The following is a 19,147-nucleotide window of genomic DNA, read 5'->3' on the forward strand; positions in this document are numbered from 1 at the left end:
CCAAAGAGCGGCACTTACCGTAGTCGACACTTATCAATCTGCGATTGACGCCGCCATCCGGCGCGTCAGAAGCGCGCCAAGCAGGTGACACATGACGATTGCCAATACCCATATCGACGCCGATGCCGAGGTCGTTCAAGACGCTGCGCCGCTCCCCATCGGTTCACTGTTCGCCCTCGCGTTGGCGGCGTTCGTGACCATTCTCACCGAAGCCTTGCCCGCCGGCCTTCTCTCCCAGATCAGCGAAGGGCTGGCGATCTCCGAAGCCCTCGCCGGCCAGTTGGTCACGGTCTATGCGATAGGGTCCTTGCTGGCGGCCATTCCCTTGACGGCCGCGACCCAAGGCATGCGGCGCCGGTCGCTCTTGCTGCTGGCGATTGCCGGTTTTGCCGTGGCCAATACGGTCACAACGTTTTCGTCCCATTACGGCTTGACGATCGTTGCCCGCTTGCTGGGTGGCGTATCGGCCGGGCTGCTCTGGGCCTTATTGGCCGGTTATGCCGCCCGCATGGTGCCCGAGAGCCAGAAAGGTCGGGCGATTGCAATTGCCATGGTCGGCGCACCCTTGGCGTTATCCTTGGGCGTACCGGCCGGCACTTTGCTCGGTAATTTGATCGGCTGGCGGATGAGCTTCGCCATCATGAGTTTGTTCGCCGTCGCCTTGATGGTCTGGGTGCGACTCAAAGTGCCTGACTTTCCCGGGCAAACCACCGACAAACGCCTTGCCTTGCGCCAGGTCTTCATCCTGCCAGGCGTTCGCTCGGTGCTGTGTGTGGTGCTGGCCTTTGTTCTGGCGCACAACATTCTCTTTACCTATATCGCCCCGTTCCTGATGGCGGCAGGCCTGGGCGAGCGGATCGACCTGGTGCTGCTGGTCTTCGGGGGCGCCTCGTTGCTGGGCATCTGGGTCGTCGGCGTGCTGATCGATCGCCATCTACGGGCATTGACCCTTGCCAGCACGGCACTTTTCGCCATCTCGGCCCTGACACTGGGCGCCATGAGCGACAGCCTTGCTGCGATCTACACCGCCGTGGCGGCCTGGGGAGTCGCTTTTGGCGGGGCCGGGACGTTGTTCCAAACGGCAATTGCCAAGACGGCCGGAGACGCGGCGGATCTCGCCCAGTCGATGCTGGTCACGGCCTGGAACGTCGCCATTGCCGGCGGCGGGATCGTGGGGGGCATCCTGCTCGATCATCTGGGTGTCGTTGCGTTTGCGCCTGTGCTGGTCGCGCTCTTGCTGCTGACGTTGGCGGTGGTGTGGTCCGCCCGGCAGTATGGGTTTGCAGCAGACCCTCAACGATAGATAGCAGCAACTGACATCAAATCGTCATCACTGCGTCGTCGAAACGCCATACATCCTGAGTACTGTCCTCGCCAATGAGATCGATCTCAAGCGAGTGACAATGACTGATTTGAAAGAAGTTGCACGGCTGGCAGGGGTTTCGCGGGCAACCGCGGCGCGAGCCTTTGCCTCCCCTGAAGTGGTCCGTCCGGCTACCCGTGAACAGGTCTTCGCCGCAGCGCGCCAACTGGGGTTTCGGCCCAACCGTCTTGGTCGCCAACTGCGCCTGCAAGTGACCAAGCTGATCGGTGTCGTGGTGCCCAACCTGCTCAATCCGGTGTTCGCCGAACAGTTTCAGGCGATGGAGCGTGCTGCACGCGTGCATGGTTACAACCTGTTGTTGGCAACCACCGATTACAGCAGCGAGCGCGAAAGCGCGGTCGTCGAGGAGTTGCTGCGACAGCGTGTCGATGGGCTGGTCCTCACGGTAACCGACGCCGAGAGCAACCGGGTGCTGCAAAGCCTGGACAGCGAGGACACGCCTTTTGTGCTGGCTTATCACCAGCCGGGTAATCCGGATTACAGCGCGGTGTCGGTGGACAACCGCGCCGGCATGGCGCTCGCCACCCGTTATCTGCTGGACGCCGGGCACACTCGGATTGGCATGGTCGCCGGCCCTGCCCTGCAATCGGACCGTGCTCGCCTGCGTTATGCCGGTTATTGCGAGGCAATGCATGGAGCCGGTCTCGCCAGCCTGCCGGTGATTGAAATGCCCGCCCATACCCAGGCTGACTTCGCCGCTATCGAGCCGTTATTGCATGGCCCCCAGGCGCTCAGTGCGCTGGTTTGTTCCAACGATTTGCTGGCCATCAGCTTGATCGCCGAACTGCGCCGCAACGGCTGGCAAGTGCCTCGGCAACTCTCGGTCATCGGTTTTGACGGCATCGCCCTCGGCACCCAGATGCATCCGACGCTGTGCAGTGTTGTTCAGCCCATCGAGGCACTGGCCTGCACCGTGATTGATCAATTGTTGGCGCAGATCGCTGGCGCCACCCCGGTTTCCCATTGCCTGCCTTGTCATATCCGGCCGGGCGAAAGTACTCAACCCTACGAGGAGACGCTTGATGTTCCACTTGCGTAAAACCCTGGCGACACTGCTGTTATGCGGTGCGGCCACCTTGGCTCATGCCGGCGAAACGGCGATTTGCTACAACTGTCCACCAGAATGGGCCGACTGGGGCACGCAGCTCAAGGCGATTGCCGATACCACTGGCGTGCAGGTTCCGCTGGACAACAAGAACTCTGGACAGGCATTGGCGCAACTGGTCGCCGAGAAGGCCGCGCCGGTGGCGGACGTGGTGTATTACGGCGTGACGTTCGGTTTGCAGGCGCAAAAAGCCGAGGTGGTCGGCACGTATAAACCCAAGGGTTGGGAGCAGATCCCGGCGGGTTTGAAGGACCCCGAGGGACACTGGTTTGCCATTCACTCCGGCACCCTGGGCATCATGGTCAACGTCGATGCGCTGGGCGGTCTGCCCGTGCCGCAAAGCTGGGCCGACCTGCTCAAGCCTGAGTACAAAGGCATGGTCGGCTACCTTGACCCGTCCAGTGCTTTCGTTGGGTACGTCTCGGCGGTAGCGATCAACCAGGCCATGGGCGGCAATCTGGATAACTTCGCCCCAGCCATCGACTACTTCAAAAAGCTGGCGAAAAACTCACCGATCGTGCCCAAGCAGACGGCTTATGCGCGGGTGCTGTCCGGGGAGTTGCCGATTCTGGTGGACTACGACTTCAACGCCTATCGGGCTCGTTACAAAGACAAGGCCAACGTTGCCTTTGTGATTCCCAAGGAAGGCAGCATCAGCGTGCCTTACGTGATGAGCATCGTCGACAACGCCCCCCATCGGGCCAACGCCGAGAAGGTCCTGGATTTCGTTTTGTCCGAGCAAGGCCAGGCGCTCTGGGCCAAGGCGTACCTGCGACCGGTGCGGGCAATGAAAATGCCTGCCGATGTCGCCGCGCAGTTCCTGCCCGACAGCGATTACGCCCGGGCCGGTGTGGTCAACTACGAGCAGATGGCCGCGGCGCAGGAAGCCTTTTCCGCACGTTATCTGAGCGAGGTCAAGTAAGTGACCGTCTCGGCAGTAAAAGCCCGAGACGTACGGTCGGGCTGGGCCATGGTGCCGCGCTTGCGGCCGACCGCTGCCTGGGCGCTTGCGCCCGCGGCGGCGGTGCTGTTCGCCTTCTGGTTGTTGCCGCTGGCGCACCTGGTCTTGCTCGGTGGGCAAAGTCGCGATGGCAGCGACAGCGGCTATTGGCAGGTGCTGAGCAGCGCGCAATACCTGGGCAGTCTGGCGCAGACCTGCCTGCTGGCACTGGCAACGACCCTCGCGGCGTTGTTAGTGGGCGGCTTCAGTGGTTTTTTTCTCAGTCGCCAACGTTTCTTCGGCCGTTCGGTACTTGTCGCCTTGTTGACCTTCCCGCTGGCATTTCCCGGCGTGGTCGTTGGTTTTCTGGTGATCCTGCTGGCCGGCCGCCAAGGCTTGTTCGCCACCCTGGGTCTCGGCCTGGTGGGTGAGCGCTGGATTTTTGCCTACTCGTTGATGGGGTTGTGCATCGGCTACCTGTACTTCTCGATTCCGCGGGTGATTCTTACGGTGATGGCTGCCTGTGAAAGCCTGGATCGCAGCCTGGAAGAGGCCGCTCGTTCACTGGGGGCCAGTCATTGGCGTGTGCTCTGTGATGTCATTGTTCCTGGCCTGGCGCCGGCATTGGTCTCCTGCGGGGCGATTTGCTTTGCCACCTCCATGGGCGCGTTCGGTACCGCCTTCACCCTGGGTACCCGGCTCAACGTGACGCCGGTGGCGATCTACAACGTGTTTACCAATTACGCCAATTTCGCCGTGGCCGCTGCGCTGTCGGTGGTGTTGGGGCTGGTGACCTGGGTGGTTCTGTTGCTGGCCCGGCGGCTGGCCAAAGATTCGAGGACAGTCTTGTGAAACGCTCAACGCTGTTTGTCGGGCAACTGGTGTTTACCTTGCTGGTGTGCGCTTTCATGTTGGTGCCTGTGGTGATGTCACTGCTCGCCGGGCTGACGCGCAATTACTTCCAAGGGCTGTCCAGCGGCCTGACGTTCGACTGGCTGCTGCAGGTCTGGCAGGCGTATTCGCCGACGGTCTGGCTGTCCCTGCAACTGGCCGCCGCCTGTGCGCTGTGTGTCTGTGTGGTGGGTGTGCCGGCGGCTTACGCCCTGGTACGGATGAACAACCGCTTTAGCCGCGCGTTCGAGGAACTGATGGTGTTGCCGGTGGCGATGCCCGGTCTGGCCAGTGCCTTGGCATTGCTGCTCACCTATGGTCAGTTCGGCGGGTTTCGCAGCAGTTGGTTATTCATTCTCGTCGGCCACGTGCTGTTCACTCTGCCATTTCTGGTGCGCCCGGTGATGGCGGTGATGCAACGCCAGCACCTGCCGATCCTGGAAGAAGCCGCCGCGAGCCTGGGTGCCGGGCCGGTCCGGCGCTTCTTCAGCGTGGTGGTGCCCAACTGTCGGGCGGGGATTCTCGCCGGGGTCTTGATGGTCGTCACCCTGTCGTTGGGTGAGTTCAACCTGACCTGGATGCTCCATACCCCGATGACCAAAACCTTGCCGGTGGGCCTGGCCGACAGCTATGCCTCGGCCAGGCTGGAAGTCGCCAGCGCCTACACCCTTATATTCCTGTTGATGATTGTGCCGCTGCTTGTTGCATTGCAGGCCATCAGCGCGCGCCTTTCCCGTGGAGCAAATCGATGAGCGGAACCACTATTCGCCTGAAGGGTTGTCGCAAGGCGTTCTCTGACGGCACCGTTGCCGTACATGACCTGGACCTGACCATTGAGGCTGGAGAAACCCTGGCGATCCTCGGCCCGTCCGGTTGCGGTAAAACCACCACCCTGCGCCTGATCGCGGGTCTGGAGCGTCCGGACGTGGGCCAGGTATTTTTTGGCGACAGCGACGTCACCCGCCTCCCCATCGAACGTCGCGACGTGGGCATGGTGTTCCAGAACTATGCGCTGTTTCCCAATCTGGATGTGGCCGGCAACATTGTTTACGGCCTGAAAGTTCGCGGTGTGTCACCCGCCGAGCGTAACAAGCGCTGTTTGGAGTTGCTGGAACTTGTCGGCTTGCAGGATCACGGCAAGCGCAGTATCCACGAGTTGTCCGGCGGTCAGCGCCAACGAGTCGCCCTCGCCCGCGCCCTGGCACCCAGGCCCCGGGTATTGCTGCTCGACGAACCGTTGGCGGCACTGGATGCGCAATTACGTGAACGCCTGCGCAGCGAATTGGCCCAGTTGCTACGCGGTTTGGGCATTACCGCCGTGTTCGTCACCCACGATCAGGGTGAAGCCATGGCGCTGGGGGATCGCATCCTGGTCATGGAGCATGGCCGCGTCGCGCAACTGGCTAGCCCGCGGGACATCTATCAGCAACCTGCCAACGCGTTCGTCGCCCGTTTTGTCGGCAATCTCAATGCTTTTTCGGTGATCGAGCACACGCCCCATGGCTTGAAGGTCAGTGGCGGTGAGTTGCCATGGAATGGCGCCGACCTACCCGCCACTGTCTATTGCCGCCCCGAGCATTTGCGGGTGATGGACAGTGAGGGCCATCTGCACGGGCGTCTGGTGGGCCAGTTTTTCCAGGGGGCTCAAAGCCGTCTGCTGGTGGATGTGGGTGCGACTCAGCCTTTGCTGGTGGACAGCACCGATAGCGCTATCCATGCCCCCGGTGCCCTGATTGCCCTGGCCGTCGAGCCACAAGTGCTGTTCACCCTGTCATCGTGATCTTTGTGTTTGCAGAGGGCTTATTTTGAATCATCCGTTTCTCATCGCGCAGATCAGCGATCTGCACCTTAAAGCCGGACAAAAACTGACTTACGGCGTTGTCGATACCCTCGCTGCATTGCGTCGTGCGGTGGATCATTTGAACACCCAGGTGCCGCGTCCCGACATCGTGGTGGTCAGTGGCGACCTGGTGGACTTCGGTCGCCCTGATGAATATGCCGCGCTGCACCCTGAGCTGGCGCGCCTGCACATGCCTTGCTACCTGGTGCCTGGTAACCATGACAATCGCGAGCATTTGCGGGCGGCATTTGCCGACCACAGCTACCTACCGATACGGGCTGACGCCCCCCTGGACTGGGTGGTGGAGGAGCATCCGCTACGCCTTATTGGCCTGGACACCACCATTCCCGGTGCCCATGGCGGTCAGCTCCTGGACAGCCAGTTGCGCTGGCTCGATGAACAACTGGCCTGTCGTCCCGATGCGCCGACGCTATTGGTGCTGCATCACCCGCCGTTTGTAAGCGGGATTGGCCATATGGACCGTGAACCCTTCATCAACGCGGCGGCACTGGAGCAGGTCATTGCCCGACACCCGCAGGTGGAGCGCTTGCTGTGCGGGCATTTGCATCGGTCGATGCAACGGCGTTTCGGCGGCAGCCTGAGTTGCGTGTGCCCCGGTACCTCACATCAGATCGTCCTGGATCTACAGCCAACCGCTCCCGCGCATTTCAATCTGGAACCGCCGGGGTATCTGCTGCATCACTGGCATGGGCAGGCACTGGTGACCCATAACGGCGTGTTTGGCGAGTATCCCGGACCGTATCCGTTTTATGACGCTCATGGATTGATCGACTGATAACCCAGGGACTTTCACTGATGACCTGCTTTGGAGATTTAATCCCTACCCCACTCTATTCATTGAAGATTTTCTAACGAGTTATTGAACGCATCGGCCAATCATGTGATCGGCCGAGGGCTTCCTGCTGCCTTTTCACTGTGCCCGGAACAAAGGTTCCGCGCTGGAGTTCGTCCTGATGAAAGCTCTATTCAACGTACTGAGTTTATTAACCGGCGGCGTGTGTATTGTCTTGAGCCCGTTGGCGTCTGCTGATTTTGTCAGCGACAGTAAAGCCAACTTGAACTTGCGCAATTTCTACTTCAACAACGATAACCGTGACGGTACCGCCGCGCCCTCGAAGACTGAGGAATGGGGACAGGCCTTCATGCTCAATTATCAGTCCGGGTTTACCGACGGCACTGTGGGGTTTGGTCTGGATGCCATCGGCCTGCTGGGTTTGAAACTCGACAGCGGCGCGGGTCGCCATGTTGGCAGCTCGATGTTTCCCAACGACGGTGACAAGGCTGCCGACCAATGGGCTCGTCTCGGCGCAACGGCGAAGATGCGCGTCTCCAAGACCGAACTGCGTTACGGCACCTTGCAACCGAAACTGCCGATCCTGGTGTCCAACGATGGCCGTCTGTTGCCGCAAACTTTCGAAGGTGGCCAAGTCACCAGCAATGAAATCGACAACCTGACGTTCACCGCCGGCCAACTGGAACACGCCACCGGGCGTGCATCGAGTGACCGCGCCGGGCTGGCCGTTGCGGGCGGCAGCCAGGAAAGCAATAAATTCACCTTTGCCGGTGGCGACTACAAACTGACCAAGGACCTGACTGCACAGTATTACTACGCCAATCTCGAAGACTATTACCAACAGCACTTCGCCGGTTTGTTGCATGTATTGCCGCTGGGCGAATACGGCTCGCTGAAAACCGACTTGCGCTACTTCAAGACCACGTCCGATGGCAAGAACAGCAGCGCCGCCGGTCGCGCCAGTGGTTACAAACTGGGCGGCTACACCAAGGACGGCAGCGGGGAAATCGACAACGATACCTGGAGTGCGGCGTTCATTTACTCGCTGGGCGGCCATGCCATTACCGCGGGTTATCAAAGCGTTTCCGAAGACAGCAACTTTGCCCAACTCAACCAGGGTGGCTTGGTGGGTAAAGGCGAAGCCGGCGCCAGCCTTTATCTCTACACCGACCGCACTATTCAGACGTTCATCCAGGCGGGTGAGCGCACGGCGTTCGCCCAGTATGCCTACGACTTCGCCGCGCTTGGCGTGCCGGGATTGAAGGCGTCGGTGATGTACCTCAAGGGCGACAATATCCAGACCGCCAGCGGTCAGGACGCCAGTGAGTGGGAGCGCGATATCTCCCTGGACTATGTGATCCAGAGCGGTACGCTGAAGAACCTGGGTTTTGGCTGGCGCAACGCGATGTCCCGAAGCGAAGTGGCTCGCGACCAGGACCAGAATCGCCTGATCGTGAGTTACAGCATTCCCTTGATGTAAGCATCCAGCGCAATTCAGGGCCAGGGCGTCGAACTCGCGTGAAACGCTCCTGGCTCTTTATTCAGCGCTTGCCCAACGTCGGCAGATTCGCACGATTGGGCAATCATCCGCGCGGATTATGCAACCAGCCCCCAGAATTGCTTCCTATAGTTATCCAGAGTCAAACCTTCTGGAGCTGGAATCGCTATGAGCGCCCTCAACATCAATGGCCGTGAGTATACGGTCGACGTAGACCCAGGCACCCCGATTCTCTGGACCCTGCGCGATGCGCTGGGCATGACCGGCACCAAATTTGGTTGTGGTGCAGCCCTGTGTGGCGCCTGCACCGTTCACCTGGATGGTCAGGCCATTCGTTCGTGCGTGACGCCAATCGCCGCCGCCCAAGGCAAGAAGATCACCACCATCGAGGCGGCCACAGATGGCAGTGACCCGGTCGGCACCGCCGTGCATGAGGCTTGGGTCAAACACGACGTGGCGCAGTGCGGCTACTGTCAGAGCGGCCAGATCATGAGCGCGACAGCGTTTCTCAAAGCCCAGCCCAAGGGCAAGCAGCCTACGGCGGCCGAAATCGACTCGGCGATGGCCGGCAACATTTGCCGCTGTGGCACTTACGCGCGCATCCGCGCTGCCGTGGCAGATGCCGCCAAAACCCTTGCCTGACCGGAGTTCGCCATGTTGAACGAGATTTTTCCAGACGAGATTCCCCGCACTTTACAGCACATGCTTGAGCGCGATCAGGCTGACGGCCCTACCACCCTTCCCCGCCGCAGTTTCCTCAAGATTGTCGGCATCGGCGGTCTGGCCTTGGGCGCTTTTCCTCATCTTGCCTTGGCGCAAGAGGCCAACGGCGACGCCGCAGTACCACTCAAGCCGAATCAGCAACCTTCGGCATTCGTACAGATCGCGCCCAACGGCGAAGTCACCGTGACGATCAACCGGTTGGAATTCGGCCAGGGCGTGCAAACCAGCCTGCCGATGATTCTTGCCGAAGAGCTCGATGCCGACTGGAGTCTGGTGCGAGCCCGCAACGGCAGCGGTGATGCTGCTTATCAGGATCCCATCTTTGGTATACACCTCACTGGCGGCTCCAATTCGATCAAGAACAGCTATACCCAGTACCGCGAACTTGGCGCCCGTGCTCGTGCCATGCTGCTCTCGGCGGCGGCAGCACGCTGGAACGTGGACGTGGCCAGCCTGAGCACCCAAGCCGGCATGGTGCTCGGCCCGGCGGGCCGTAAGGCAAGCTACGGCGAATTGGCCGAGGCCGCTATGGCGCTGCCTGTGCCGGAAAAGGTGACACTCAAGGACCCCAAGGACTTTCGCATCATTGGCCATGCCACCACGCGCATCGATGCCAAGGCCAAGAGCAGCGGCCAGCAGGACTTCGGCATCGATATGCATCTGCCAGGGCAACTCACTGCCGTGGTCGCGCACCCGCCGGTGTTCGGTGCCAGAATCGCTTCGTTGGATGACAGCGCGGCACGCGCCACCCGGGGCGTGAAAGCGGTATTGCGCGTGCCGTTGGACGGCGGCGCCGAAGGTGTCGCGGTAGTCGCCGATAGCTACTGGCAGGCGAAGCTCGCGCGCGATGCCTTGAAGCTGGAGTGGGACCTGGCGTCGGTCGAAAAGGTGGACAGCGAAAAACAATTGCTCCAGTACCGGGAGCTGGCCGGCCAGCCCGGCCCACTGCGCTTCGATGCCGACATGACGCCGCTGGCAACCGCGCCGCATCAACTGGAAGCTGAGTTCGTATTCCCCTACCTCGCCCACGCCCCCATGGAGCCGTTGAACTGTACTGTCCAGCTCGGCGAAGAACGCGCCGAACTGTGGGTCGGCACGCAGTTTCCCGGCGGCGACAGTGCGGCGGCCGCCAAGGTACTGAATCTCAAGCCCGAGCAAATCCAGCTGAACGTGCAGACGGCCGGCGGTGGTTTTGGCCGGCGCGGCGTGCCCACCAGCGACTTTGTCGTGCTGGCTTGCGAAGTGGCCAAAGCCGCCCGCGCTGAGGGGCTTGACGCGCCTGTGCGCACGCTCTGGAGCCGGGAAGACGACATCAAGGGCGGCTACTATCGCCCCATGCACCTGCATCGCGCGCGCATCGGTTTTGACGACGCCGGCAAGGTACTGGCCTGGGATCACGCCCTGGTCGGGCAATCCATTCTTACCGGCACCGTGTTTGGTGGCCAAGTGAAGAACGGCATCGACCCCACCGCCACGGAAGGTATGCGTGATCCTTATCCGCTGCCGATGCGCCTGACGGTCCATCACCCGAAAGTCAACGTCCCCATCCTCTGGTGGCGCAGCGTAGGCTCCACCCATACGGCTTTTGTGATGGAAACCTTGATCGATGAGATCGCCCGTACAACCAAGCAGGATCCGGTGGCCTATCGGATGAAGCTGTTCGCCGATCAAAGCCCGCGCCATCGCGCAGCGCTGCAATTGGCGGTGGACAAGAGCGAATATGGCAAACGCCCGCTACCGGCTGGCCATGCCTGGGGCGTGGCGGTGCACGAGTCGTTCAGTTCGGTGGTGGCTTATGTCGTTGAGGCGTCGGTGCAGAGTGGCCGTCCGGTGCTGCACCAAGTGACTGCGGGTGTGCACTGCAACCTGGTGGTCAACCCGCGCAGTGTTGAAGCTCAGGTGCAAGGCGCAGCGCTGATGGGATTGTCGATGTGCCTGCCGGGCGGCGCCATCACCTTGAAAGACGGCGTCGTGCAGCAGAGCAACTTTGCTGACTTCAGCGTTCCACGCATTACCGACATGCCGGAGTTTGCCGTGCACATCGTGCCAAGCGCCGAACCACCCACCGGGATGGGCGAGCCCGGCCTGCCGGCGTTGGCTCCGGCTTTTGCCAATGCCATTGCCAGCCTGACGGGCAAGCCGATGCGTGAGCTGCCGTTCAAGATGACGTGATGGAGTGTATCTCCAGATTCACTATCGTACGGGGATGTACGAGTAACCCCTTACCATTGCTTTTCCTTCCTGCGTATTCCGAGCCCGAATAAGCTCAACCATGTGTTCCTGAGTGTATTCAACGAAATACTCGTTACCCTCTTCAATCTGCAGGTTCAGGAATACGTTTCGGGGATGGTTGTTCTGTCCAGCAGCTATCTTGTGCTGGCCGGGGCTCACGAAGACCCAGGAATAGGTCCGTTCATTGAGGCCCACTACCGCGCTGTCATTAATGCTGAATATGCTGTCATAAAAGCTGCCTTGAATGACATGCGTCCGCGCCAGATAAACGAGCGCCTTACCTTGAGGTGGCGACGGAGGGTCGAAATAGGGTTGGTTGGAAGTTGTATGGCCGCAGCCGGTCAATAGGAGCAGGAGCACCAGCCCTGTTATTTTTTTTATTGTCGCGCTCATTTGTTCTGCCCCAATAACTGATTGATTACCGGCTCCATTTTTTCCTCGACCGTTGCCATTTTAGACGGATCGAATCCTCCCTCCCCCGTCAGATGATAGTGCGCAAAGCCGATTTTTTGATTGCCCTTATAAAGAGAAATACTGGCATCGGACAGGTAGGCAGAAAAATCCCACGAGCGAATCGCGGTATAGGTCAAACGGTACTCGCAGGTGCTCGGCACAGATCTGGTGTAGAGCTGGCTCTCGATATGGTGCTTGCGTAAGAGGAGTTGCAAGCCATCGACAAAGTCGCCAACGACGACTTTTGGATTCTCTTCAATACAAATCTTCGAAATTTGATATTGGCGCTCCACCGGTTCGACTTTAATGTTGGTACACCCGGCCAGTATCAATACAAAACCAATCGTAAGCGCTCTAAACCGCACACTTTTCTCCAAACTAAAAAAGATATCAAAATGATGGCATCATGCTAGGTGAGGTGCGTTTTGCCGTCAATCGCCAGCCTTCTTTACCGGGCATGGACTGAAAAGGCCCGGCGTGAAAGACCTCAAACCGCCTCACCTTTACGATGAAACGCCTGCCCCAACACCGCCAAGCGTTCGGCCAACGGTGGCAGGCACTGGCTGCTCCGAGTCAGAATGCCGATGTTATCGGCGTTGCGCTCAGCGACGGCCTGGACGCTTTGCAAGCGCTCATTGATGCCCTTCGAGGCCTCGGACTGTTCCTGGGTGGTGCTGGCGATCAGGCCGTTGAAGTGGTTGATCGCTGCGATGTCCTCTACCACTGCATGCAGCAGTTGCGAGGCGAGTTGGCTGGCCGATACGCAGCGTTGTACCCCTTCCTGGCTGTCTTGCATGGCGAGGGCTGCCTGACGGCTGCCCTGTTGCAGCTTGGCGATGATCTGCTGGATTTCCGTGGTGGACGTCGAGGTCTTTTGCGACAGGGTCCGGACTTCGTCCGCTACTACCGCAAAACCGCGTCCCTGCTCCCCGGCCCGGGCGGCCTCGATGGCGGCGTTGAGGGCCAGCAGGTTGGTTTGTTCGGCGATGCTGTTAATGACGTCCAGCACCTGGCCGATCTGTTGCGCCTGCTCGGCCAGGCCTTGCACGGTTTCGTTGGTCAGGTTGAGGCGACCGGCCAACTCGACAATCTCCTCGCGGCTCTGGTCAACGGTGCTGCGTCCGCGGCTGACCTGTTCACTGGCTTGGCCGGCCCGTTGTACCGTCTGGCCGACATGCCCGGCAATGCTGTCCATGGCCTGGACCAGATGGCCAATCGCGCCGCTCATCTGTGCCACTTCATTGAGCTGATGCCTGGCGCCGTGCTCCAGTGTCTGGCCGACTTGAGAAAGGTCCTGACCCAAGTCCGAAAGGTTGCGGGTATCGCGCACCACGCCGTCTACCAGGTTGGTGATCTGCTGCAGGAAATGATCGAAACGCTCGGACGAAGAGACTTTGTCCCCCCGGTTGCGCTGGGTCTGGGTGTCACTGCTCAACTGCATAGCGGCGGCCAGCACTTTGTCGAGCACATCCTGGTTTTCCGTGGCATCGGCCAGGCTCTGGTTCGCCAGGTAAATCAGGATCACGCTTTCCACCACCACGTAGAAGGCGTGGATGAAAATCATGGTCCAGCCGCCATGGTTGGCCATGACGAACACCGGATAACCCTGGTGCTGAAGCCAGTGAAAACCGACGTGGTGAATAGCGATAGTGGCGGCGGCCACGATGATCGGCAGCCAGTCACGGTAGAACGTCAGCACCGCCAACAGTACGAAAATCCCGAAGTGGAACTCGATCACGCCACGGGTCTGGTTGATGTGCAAGGCGGCCATGACCATCAGCGCCACGGCGATGACACAGCGCATGGCCCGGGTGCCGCCCAGGCCGCGATAAAGCACGGTGGTCAGCAGACAGGTCGTCGCCCCTATCAGCAGCGCCTGGCTGAAGGTGGAGTGCAGGAAGGCCAGGCACAGGGAGTAGACAAAAGTGAGCCAGAGTAGCCCCAGCATGATGCGATCAGCTTTACGGTAGTGATCGTTAAAGCGCACGGGCGATGTCATGGGGGCTGTCCTTTTCGGGGGGCTTGGAGGGTCCGTTACCAATGCTGGCTTCAAGCCTTATCGGCGTGTCGGAATCGAACTGTAGCCGATTCCTCCTGGTTAGTGGCACTACGCCATCTTCCTTTTTTCACTGATCTTTGCTTTATGATGTTCGCCATCTCATTCCCAGACCTGATGGAACCCCCATGACTTTCGATTTCGACACGGTATTGGAGCGCCACGGTACCGGTAGCACCAAGTGGAGTCGCTACCCCGCTGACGTGTTGCCCATGTGGGTGGCTGATATGGACTTCCCTGCTCCGCCGGTGGTCATCGACGCACTGCACAAACGCCTCGAACACCCCATGCTCGGCTACAGCGTGGCCCAGGACTCGCTGCGCGCCGCCATCGTTGCGGACCTCTGGAACAAGTACGCCTGGCGCGTCGAGCCTCAGCAGATCGTCTTCCTGCCGGGTGTCGAACCAGGCTTCAACATGGCGCTGCACGCCTTGGTGGAGCCTGTGCAGAACGTTGTGGTACAGGTGCCCAATTACCCGCCGCTGCGCAATGCCCCTGCTCACTGGCAACTGAACAAGGTTGAACTGCCGTTCAACCCGCTCAACGGCGAGTTCCACACACCCCTGGCCGCGTTGCGTGACGCGTTGCAGGGTGGCGGTGCGCTGTTGCTGAGCAACCCTCACAACCCGTTGGGCAAGGTGTTTGCCCGGGGAGAACTCAAGGCCGTGGCGGATATCTGCCTGGAGCAGGATGCCTGGATCATCTCTGACGAAATCCATGCCGAGCTGTGCTTCGACGGTCGTGTGCACATCCCCACCGCCACCCTCAGCCCGGAGATTGCCGAGCGCACCATCACCCTGATGTCGGCCAGCAAGGCCTACAACATTGCCGGGCTGAAAACTTCATTCGCCATCATCCAGAACGCCAAGGTCCGCGAGCGGGTTAACAGTGCCCGGGCCGGCATGGTCGACAGCGTCAACGCCCTGGGCCTTGAAGCGACCCGCGCGGCCTACAGCGAAGCTGGCCCGTGGCTGGAAGAATTGAAGGCTTACCTGCAAGCCAACCGCGACTATCTGGTCGACGCCGTAAAGACCCGCCTGCCGGGCATCACCATGACCGTGCCCCAGGGCACTTACCTGGCCTGGCTGGATTGCTCGGGATTGGGGCTGGACGACCCGCAGGGCTTTTTCCTGAAGCAAGCCAAGGTAGGCCTGAGTGCCGGACTGGATTTCGGTGACGATGCCGGGCAGTTCGTGCGCTTGAACTTCGGCTGCCCACGGGCGCTGCTGGAGGAAGGGATTGCGCGGATGGAGCGAAGCTTGAAGGCCAGGGGCTGATCTCCCTGACGACGAAGATCCTCTGTGGCGAGGGAGCTTGCTCCCGCTGGACTGCGCAGCAGTCCCCTCCGGCCTGCCTGACACACCGGGTTGTCCAGTTGATGGGGCCGCTGCGCGCCCCAGCGGGAGCAAGCTCCCTCGCCACAATGGATCCGCGTTTTATTCATCCATATCCGGCGCATAAACAAAGCACAACTTGTTCCCCTCCGGATCGCGGCAATAGGCCCCGAAATACCCTTCCGAATACTGGGGCCGCGGGCCCGGCGGGCCTTCGTCGGTGCCGCCCAGGGCGATGGCCTGCGCCCAGGCGGCCTGCACGGTGTGCGGTGAATCGGCGGCAAAACTCACTTGCATGCCATTGCCCCAGGTCGCGGGCAAACCATTGAACGGTAATTGCACGAACACCTGGGGCCAACGCTTGCCGGGTTGATGCCAGCCTTCTCCCGGCGGGCCCGAGTCGTTTTCGCTGGGCAGGCGTACCAACCCCAGGCAGCCCAGCACAGCATCATAAAACGCGACCATTGCTGGCAGGTCCCGCGCGCCAATCTGTATGTGACTGAACATCTGTCCGGCTCCTTATCTGCATTCGTCCAACATTAGCCGATGTTGATTCGCGATTGGCAAAAGGGCTCGGACCACGCTCATCGCTCGGCCCCGGAATCCGAGCGAACTCTGCCTGAAGGCCCACAGTCCACCCTCCATCGACTACACATCCAGCATGGAGAATGTCATGACTGACTACCCTACCCCGCCGTTCCCAAAACAAAGCCAACCGGTGCCCGGCACTCAACGCAAGATGGACCCGTATCCAGACTGCGGAGAACAGAGCTACACCGGTTCTGGACGCCTGGAAAGCAAGATCGCCTTGATCACGGGCGCCGACAGCGGCATCGGTCGTGCCGTGGCGATTGCCTTCGCCCGTGAGGGCGCTGACGTGGCCATTTCCTACCTGGACGAGCATGAAGACGCCAGGGAGACCGCCCGCTGGGTAGAACAGGCCGGCCGCCAATGCCTGTTGCTGCCCGGCGATCTGGCGGACAAGGCCCAATGCCGCAAGATCGTCGACGAAACCGTCGCCCGTTTCGGGCATATCGACATTCTGGTCAACAACGCCGCATTCCAGATGACCCACGAAAACCTGGAAGACATCCCCGACGAAGAGTGGGTGCGCACGTTTGATATCAACATCACCTCGATGTTCAGGATCTGCCAGGCCGCCGTCCCGCATATGAAGGCGGGTGGCTCGATCATCAACACCAGTTCGGTCAACTCCGACATGCCCAAGCCGACTCTGCTCGCCTACGCCACCACCAAAGGCGCCATCGCCAACTTCACCGGCGGTCTGGCGCAGATGCTCGGACCCAAGGGCATCCGGGTGAACAGCGTGGCGCCAGGGCCGATCTGGACACCTTTGATTGTCGCCACCATGCCTGAGGAAGAAGTACAGAACTTCGGCTCCCAGACGCCCCTTGGCCGTCCTGGCCAGCCGGTGGAAGTGGCGCCGATCTATGTACTGCTGGCTTCGGATGAGGCGAGCTACATTTCCGGTTCCCGGTATGGGATTACGGGCGGCAAGCCGATCCTGTGAATCAAGCAGTGTTACGCAGTTGTTGTGGCGAGGGGATGTAGCCCTCGCCATGAATCATGTGAAGGGCCTCACGGCTCCTTGGCAATCACCGAAATCTTGCCGTTACGTTCGATAATCGCGAACTTGATCTGTTCCAGTGTCTCGATTCCTTGACTCGACCGTGCCGCTTCCATGATGTCTTCTTCTATCAAGCGGGCATGGCGCAGGCGCGCCTTCAGTATTCGCCCATCCTCCACAATAATGGTCGGGCCGCCGTCAATCAGTTGCGAGACCCATTGGGAGCGTTGCTTGAGCAGCGACAGGCCCACATCGATGGCAATCAGCGTCACGATCACCATCAACGAATTGGTCAACGAGAAATCATCCCCCAGCAACGCCTGCTGGGTGGCCTCGCCGATGATCATCAGCAGGACAAAATCAAACGTGGTGATTTCTGCCAGGGAGCGTCGCCCGGCGATCTTGAACAGTACCAGCAACGCCACATAGATCGCGGCAGCCCGCAGCACAGAGTCCATACGTCACCTAGGGAAAAATGAATTGATTGAACCTGATCGTGGCGCCATCGGGCGTGTCGATACGGCTGTGATAGAGCCCCAGCCCATCGCCCAGCAGTGACAGATAAAGGCTGGCCTCTCCCTTGGCATCCGCCTGGACCCACAGCTTCAGGCCCCGCTCCGCACTCGCCGAGCGCACGGGCTGGGGCTGGAGGGTTTGCACCTCGAAACCCTCCAGCCACTGGCCGACCAGTTCCACCTCCAGCACGGCATTGGGCTGCCCCATCAGATGGATGACCATGGGGTTGGTAGAACCGTTGCGGTGGAACATCTCGTACTCGACGCCGAGTCGGCCATCTGCGCTGTGTACATCTCGGGTGCTCAACGGGCCACGAGAGAACAATCCAAGCAGCGTCAGGATCACCAGCAATACCAACACGTACCAACCCACCCGCTCGAAACGCCAGACCTTGAGCTGGTAGGCCATGTCTTCGCGGACCGGGAACTGGCGGCTGCGCAATTCCTCGGGATCAGTGGGGTGGGTCATGGTGATCCCCTATCTGCGCTCACCCGCCAGCGCGCGTTGATGAAAGTGCCGCAACTGCACGAGCGCATGTTCGGCGGCCCACAGTTGGACCTGGTTGCGAGTCCCGAAAAATCTTTCCAGGCGACTGAACAGCGCCAGCTCGCCGCCCAAATCGAACGCCCAGGCAAAACAGACGGTGCCGGCCGGAATGCCGTCCATGTCATCCGGCCCGAGAATGCCGGTGGTGGCCACGGCGACGTTGGCATTGGCGTCGCGCAGGGCACCGAGGGCCATTTCCTCGGCCACCTCACGGCTGGTGAGATTGAAGGTGTCGATGGTGCAGGGGTTGACCCCCAGCAATCGTTGTTTAGCCTCCGGGGAATACACCACGTAACCGCTTTCAATCAGCGAACCGCTGCCCGGCACTTCGGCCAGCAAGGTGACGATCTTGCCGGCGGTACAGGACTCGGCCGTCGTCAGGCGCAGTTCGTGTTCACGCAAGTAATCAACCAGGGAGCAAGCAATGGTCATGGCGTACAGTCCTTCAGGGATGCTGATGGATTGACCCCGGCCGTATTGATTCATTCCCTCTGATCACGCCCTCCTCGGGCACTCCAAATAAATGAACCCCCGACCGATCCTGTACCTCAAATCCGTATGGGCCTCACCAGAGGCTGTAATGATCAGGAGGTCGTCATGTCCGCCCCTTTCGTCAAACTGTTCACCCACCCCGAGTTTGCCTGGAAAGACATCCGCGAACAGGAACAAGCTCACCCGCGCCACTATCTGGCTCACCTGTTATTACTCGCCCTGATTCCCGTGGTGTGTCTGTTCATTGGGACCACTTGGACCGGTTGGAGCCTGGCTGAAAACGAAACGGTACGGCTCAGCACTGCCAGCGCACTTCAACTGAGTGTGCTGCTGTACCTGACCATCGTGGCCGGCGTGATGCTCATGGGGCTGTTCATCCGCTGGATGTCGCGCACCTTCGATGCCCGCCCGACGGTCAACCAGTGCATTGGTTTTGCCGCCTACACCGCCACGCCTTACTTCCTGGCCGGGATTTTCGGGCTCTATCCCAACCGCTGGCTGGCGGTGGTTGCGCTGGCAATGGCGTCGGCCTACTCGACCTTTTTGCTGTTTATTGGTCTGCCCAAGTTCATGAACCTCAAGAAGGAACAAGGTCTGTTGTACTCGGCCAGCGTATGGGGCGTAGGACTCTTGGTACTGGTAACCATTCTGGTGGAAATGATTCTGCTGTGGTTCAACGTCCTGCAGCCGGAATATCTGCGCGTTCCGGTAAGTGGATGAGTCCGGGAGGCATCG

20 protein-coding genes are annotated in these 19,147 nt (G+C 60.3%); 13 read left to right on the plus strand and 7 right to left on the minus strand.

The annotated features are described in order from the left end of the window. Positions 1–91: 91 nt before the first annotated feature. The 10 genes from GKKCFE_RS11390 (at position 92) to GKKCFE_RS11435 (ending at position 11,367) form a co-directional block, all read left to right on the plus strand. A complete protein-coding gene (locus GKKCFE_RS11390; protein ID WP_160892716.1) occupies positions 92–1,303 on the plus strand; it encodes an MFS transporter in 1,212 nt (403 codons plus the stop codon). 100 nt (positions 1,304–1,403) lie between these two features. Continuing rightward, positions 1,404–2,423, plus strand: coding sequence for a LacI family DNA-binding transcriptional regulator (locus GKKCFE_RS11395; RefSeq protein ID WP_047226473.1), 1,020 nt, complete (start codon positions 1,404–1,406; stop codon positions 2,421–2,423). Next, positions 2,407–3,411: an ABC transporter substrate-binding protein gene (locus GKKCFE_RS11400; RefSeq protein WP_047226472.1), complete on the plus strand. Its 1,005-nt coding sequence runs from the start codon at positions 2,407–2,409 to the stop codon at positions 3,409–3,411. Before GKKCFE_RS11395 ends, GKKCFE_RS11400 begins: the two co-directional genes overlap by 17 nt. A gap of 48 nt (positions 3,412–3,459) precedes the next feature. After that, on the plus strand, positions 3,460–4,281 hold the full coding sequence (locus tag GKKCFE_RS11405; protein ID WP_445578035.1) for an ABC transporter permease: 822 nt from the start codon (positions 3,460–3,462) through the stop codon (positions 4,279–4,281). Further along, complete coding sequence (locus GKKCFE_RS11410; protein WP_047226470.1) at positions 4,278–5,072, plus strand: ABC transporter permease; 795 nt, start codon at positions 4,278–4,280, stop codon at positions 5,070–5,072. The genes GKKCFE_RS11405 and GKKCFE_RS11410 overlap by 4 nt, the downstream gene beginning before the upstream one ends. Continuing rightward, the gene (locus tag GKKCFE_RS11415; protein WP_274090447.1) at positions 5,069–6,100 is read left to right on the plus strand and encodes an ABC transporter ATP-binding protein; all 1,032 of its coding nucleotides are present in this window, start codon (positions 5,069–5,071) and stop codon (positions 6,098–6,100) included. Before GKKCFE_RS11410 ends, GKKCFE_RS11415 begins: the two co-directional genes overlap by 4 nt. Before the next feature lie 25 nt (positions 6,101–6,125). Continuing rightward, positions 6,126–6,956 (plus strand): phosphodiesterase, encoded by an 831-nt coding sequence (locus tag GKKCFE_RS11420; RefSeq protein WP_047226468.1) that lies wholly within the window; start codon positions 6,126–6,128, stop codon positions 6,954–6,956. Positions 6,957–7,134: 178 nt separating this feature from the next. Beyond that, a complete protein-coding gene (locus GKKCFE_RS11425; RefSeq protein WP_076384677.1) occupies positions 7,135–8,454 on the plus strand; it encodes an OprD family porin in 1,320 nt (439 codons plus the stop codon). A gap of 186 nt (positions 8,455–8,640) precedes the next feature. Then, a complete protein-coding gene (locus GKKCFE_RS11430) occupies positions 8,641–9,114 on the plus strand; it encodes a (2Fe-2S)-binding protein (protein WP_047226466.1) in 474 nt (157 codons plus the stop codon). A 12-nt stretch (positions 9,115–9,126) separates the two neighbouring features. After that, positions 9,127–11,367 (plus strand): xanthine dehydrogenase family protein molybdopterin-binding subunit, encoded by a 2,241-nt coding sequence (locus GKKCFE_RS11435; RefSeq protein WP_188250874.1) that lies wholly within the window; start codon positions 9,127–9,129, stop codon positions 11,365–11,367. 21 nt (positions 11,368–11,388) lie between these two features. On the opposite strand, the gene GKKCFE_RS11440 is transcribed toward GKKCFE_RS11435, so the two are convergent. The 3 genes from GKKCFE_RS11440 to GKKCFE_RS11450 form a co-directional block, all read right to left on the minus strand. Next, positions 11,389–11,820 carry a DUF2846 domain-containing protein gene (locus GKKCFE_RS11440; RefSeq protein ID WP_223194328.1) on the minus strand — a complete coding sequence of 144 codons (432 nt, stop codon included), beginning with the start codon at positions 11,818–11,820 and terminating at the stop codon, positions 11,389–11,391. Beyond that, entirely contained in the window at positions 11,817–12,245 is a 429-nt protein-coding gene (locus GKKCFE_RS11445) for an Sbal_3080 family lipoprotein (RefSeq protein ID WP_047226464.1), read from the minus strand. The genes GKKCFE_RS11440 and GKKCFE_RS11445 overlap by 4 nt, the downstream gene beginning before the upstream one ends. A 122-nt stretch (positions 12,246–12,367) precedes the next feature. After that, on the minus strand, positions 12,368–13,879 hold the full coding sequence (locus GKKCFE_RS11450) for a methyl-accepting chemotaxis protein (RefSeq protein WP_139050312.1): 1,512 nt from the start codon (positions 13,877–13,879) through the stop codon (positions 12,368–12,370). 185 nt (positions 13,880–14,064) lie between these two features. On the opposite strand from GKKCFE_RS11450, the gene GKKCFE_RS11455 reads away from it, so the two are divergent. Beyond that, positions 14,065–15,213 (plus strand): MalY/PatB family protein, encoded by a 1,149-nt coding sequence (locus GKKCFE_RS11455; protein ID WP_445577858.1) that lies wholly within the window; start codon positions 14,065–14,067, stop codon positions 15,211–15,213. Between the two features lie 159 nt (positions 15,214–15,372). Here GKKCFE_RS11455 and GKKCFE_RS11460 read toward each other — a convergent pair whose 3' ends face one another. Next, positions 15,373–15,777: a VOC family protein gene (locus tag GKKCFE_RS11460; protein ID WP_139050310.1), complete on the minus strand. Its 405-nt coding sequence runs from the start codon at positions 15,775–15,777 to the stop codon at positions 15,373–15,375. A 166-nt stretch (positions 15,778–15,943) separates the two neighbouring features. On the opposite strand from GKKCFE_RS11460, the gene GKKCFE_RS11465 reads away from it, so the two are divergent. Next, a complete protein-coding gene (locus GKKCFE_RS11465; RefSeq protein ID WP_047226460.1) occupies positions 15,944–16,801 on the plus strand; it encodes an SDR family oxidoreductase in 858 nt (285 codons plus the stop codon). Between the two features lie 68 nt (positions 16,802–16,869). Here GKKCFE_RS11465 and GKKCFE_RS11470 read toward each other — a convergent pair whose 3' ends face one another. From GKKCFE_RS11470 to GKKCFE_RS11480, 3 genes are read right to left on the minus strand one after another with little or no spacing between them, the layout of a single operon-like run. Beyond that, on the minus strand, positions 16,870–17,316 hold the full coding sequence (locus tag GKKCFE_RS11470) for a DUF421 domain-containing protein (protein WP_047226459.1): 447 nt from the start codon (positions 17,314–17,316) through the stop codon (positions 16,870–16,872). Positions 17,317–17,323: 7 nt separating this feature from the next. Further along, complete coding sequence (locus GKKCFE_RS11475; RefSeq protein WP_445577859.1) at positions 17,324–17,842, minus strand: hypothetical protein; 519 nt, start codon at positions 17,840–17,842, stop codon at positions 17,324–17,326. A 9-nt stretch (positions 17,843–17,851) separates the two neighbouring features. Then, positions 17,852–18,352 carry a CinA family protein gene (locus GKKCFE_RS11480; protein ID WP_445577860.1) on the minus strand — a complete coding sequence of 167 codons (501 nt, stop codon included), beginning with the start codon at positions 18,350–18,352 and terminating at the stop codon, positions 17,852–17,854. 165 nt (positions 18,353–18,517) lie between these two features. On the opposite strand from GKKCFE_RS11480, the gene GKKCFE_RS11485 reads away from it, so the two are divergent. Continuing rightward, positions 18,518–19,132 (plus strand): Yip1 family protein, encoded by a 615-nt coding sequence (locus GKKCFE_RS11485; protein WP_445577861.1) that lies wholly within the window; start codon positions 18,518–18,520, stop codon positions 19,130–19,132. The last annotated feature ends 15 nt before the right edge of the window (positions 19,133–19,147 follow it).

Source organism: Pseudomonas sp. E141 (assembly GCF_052659885.1).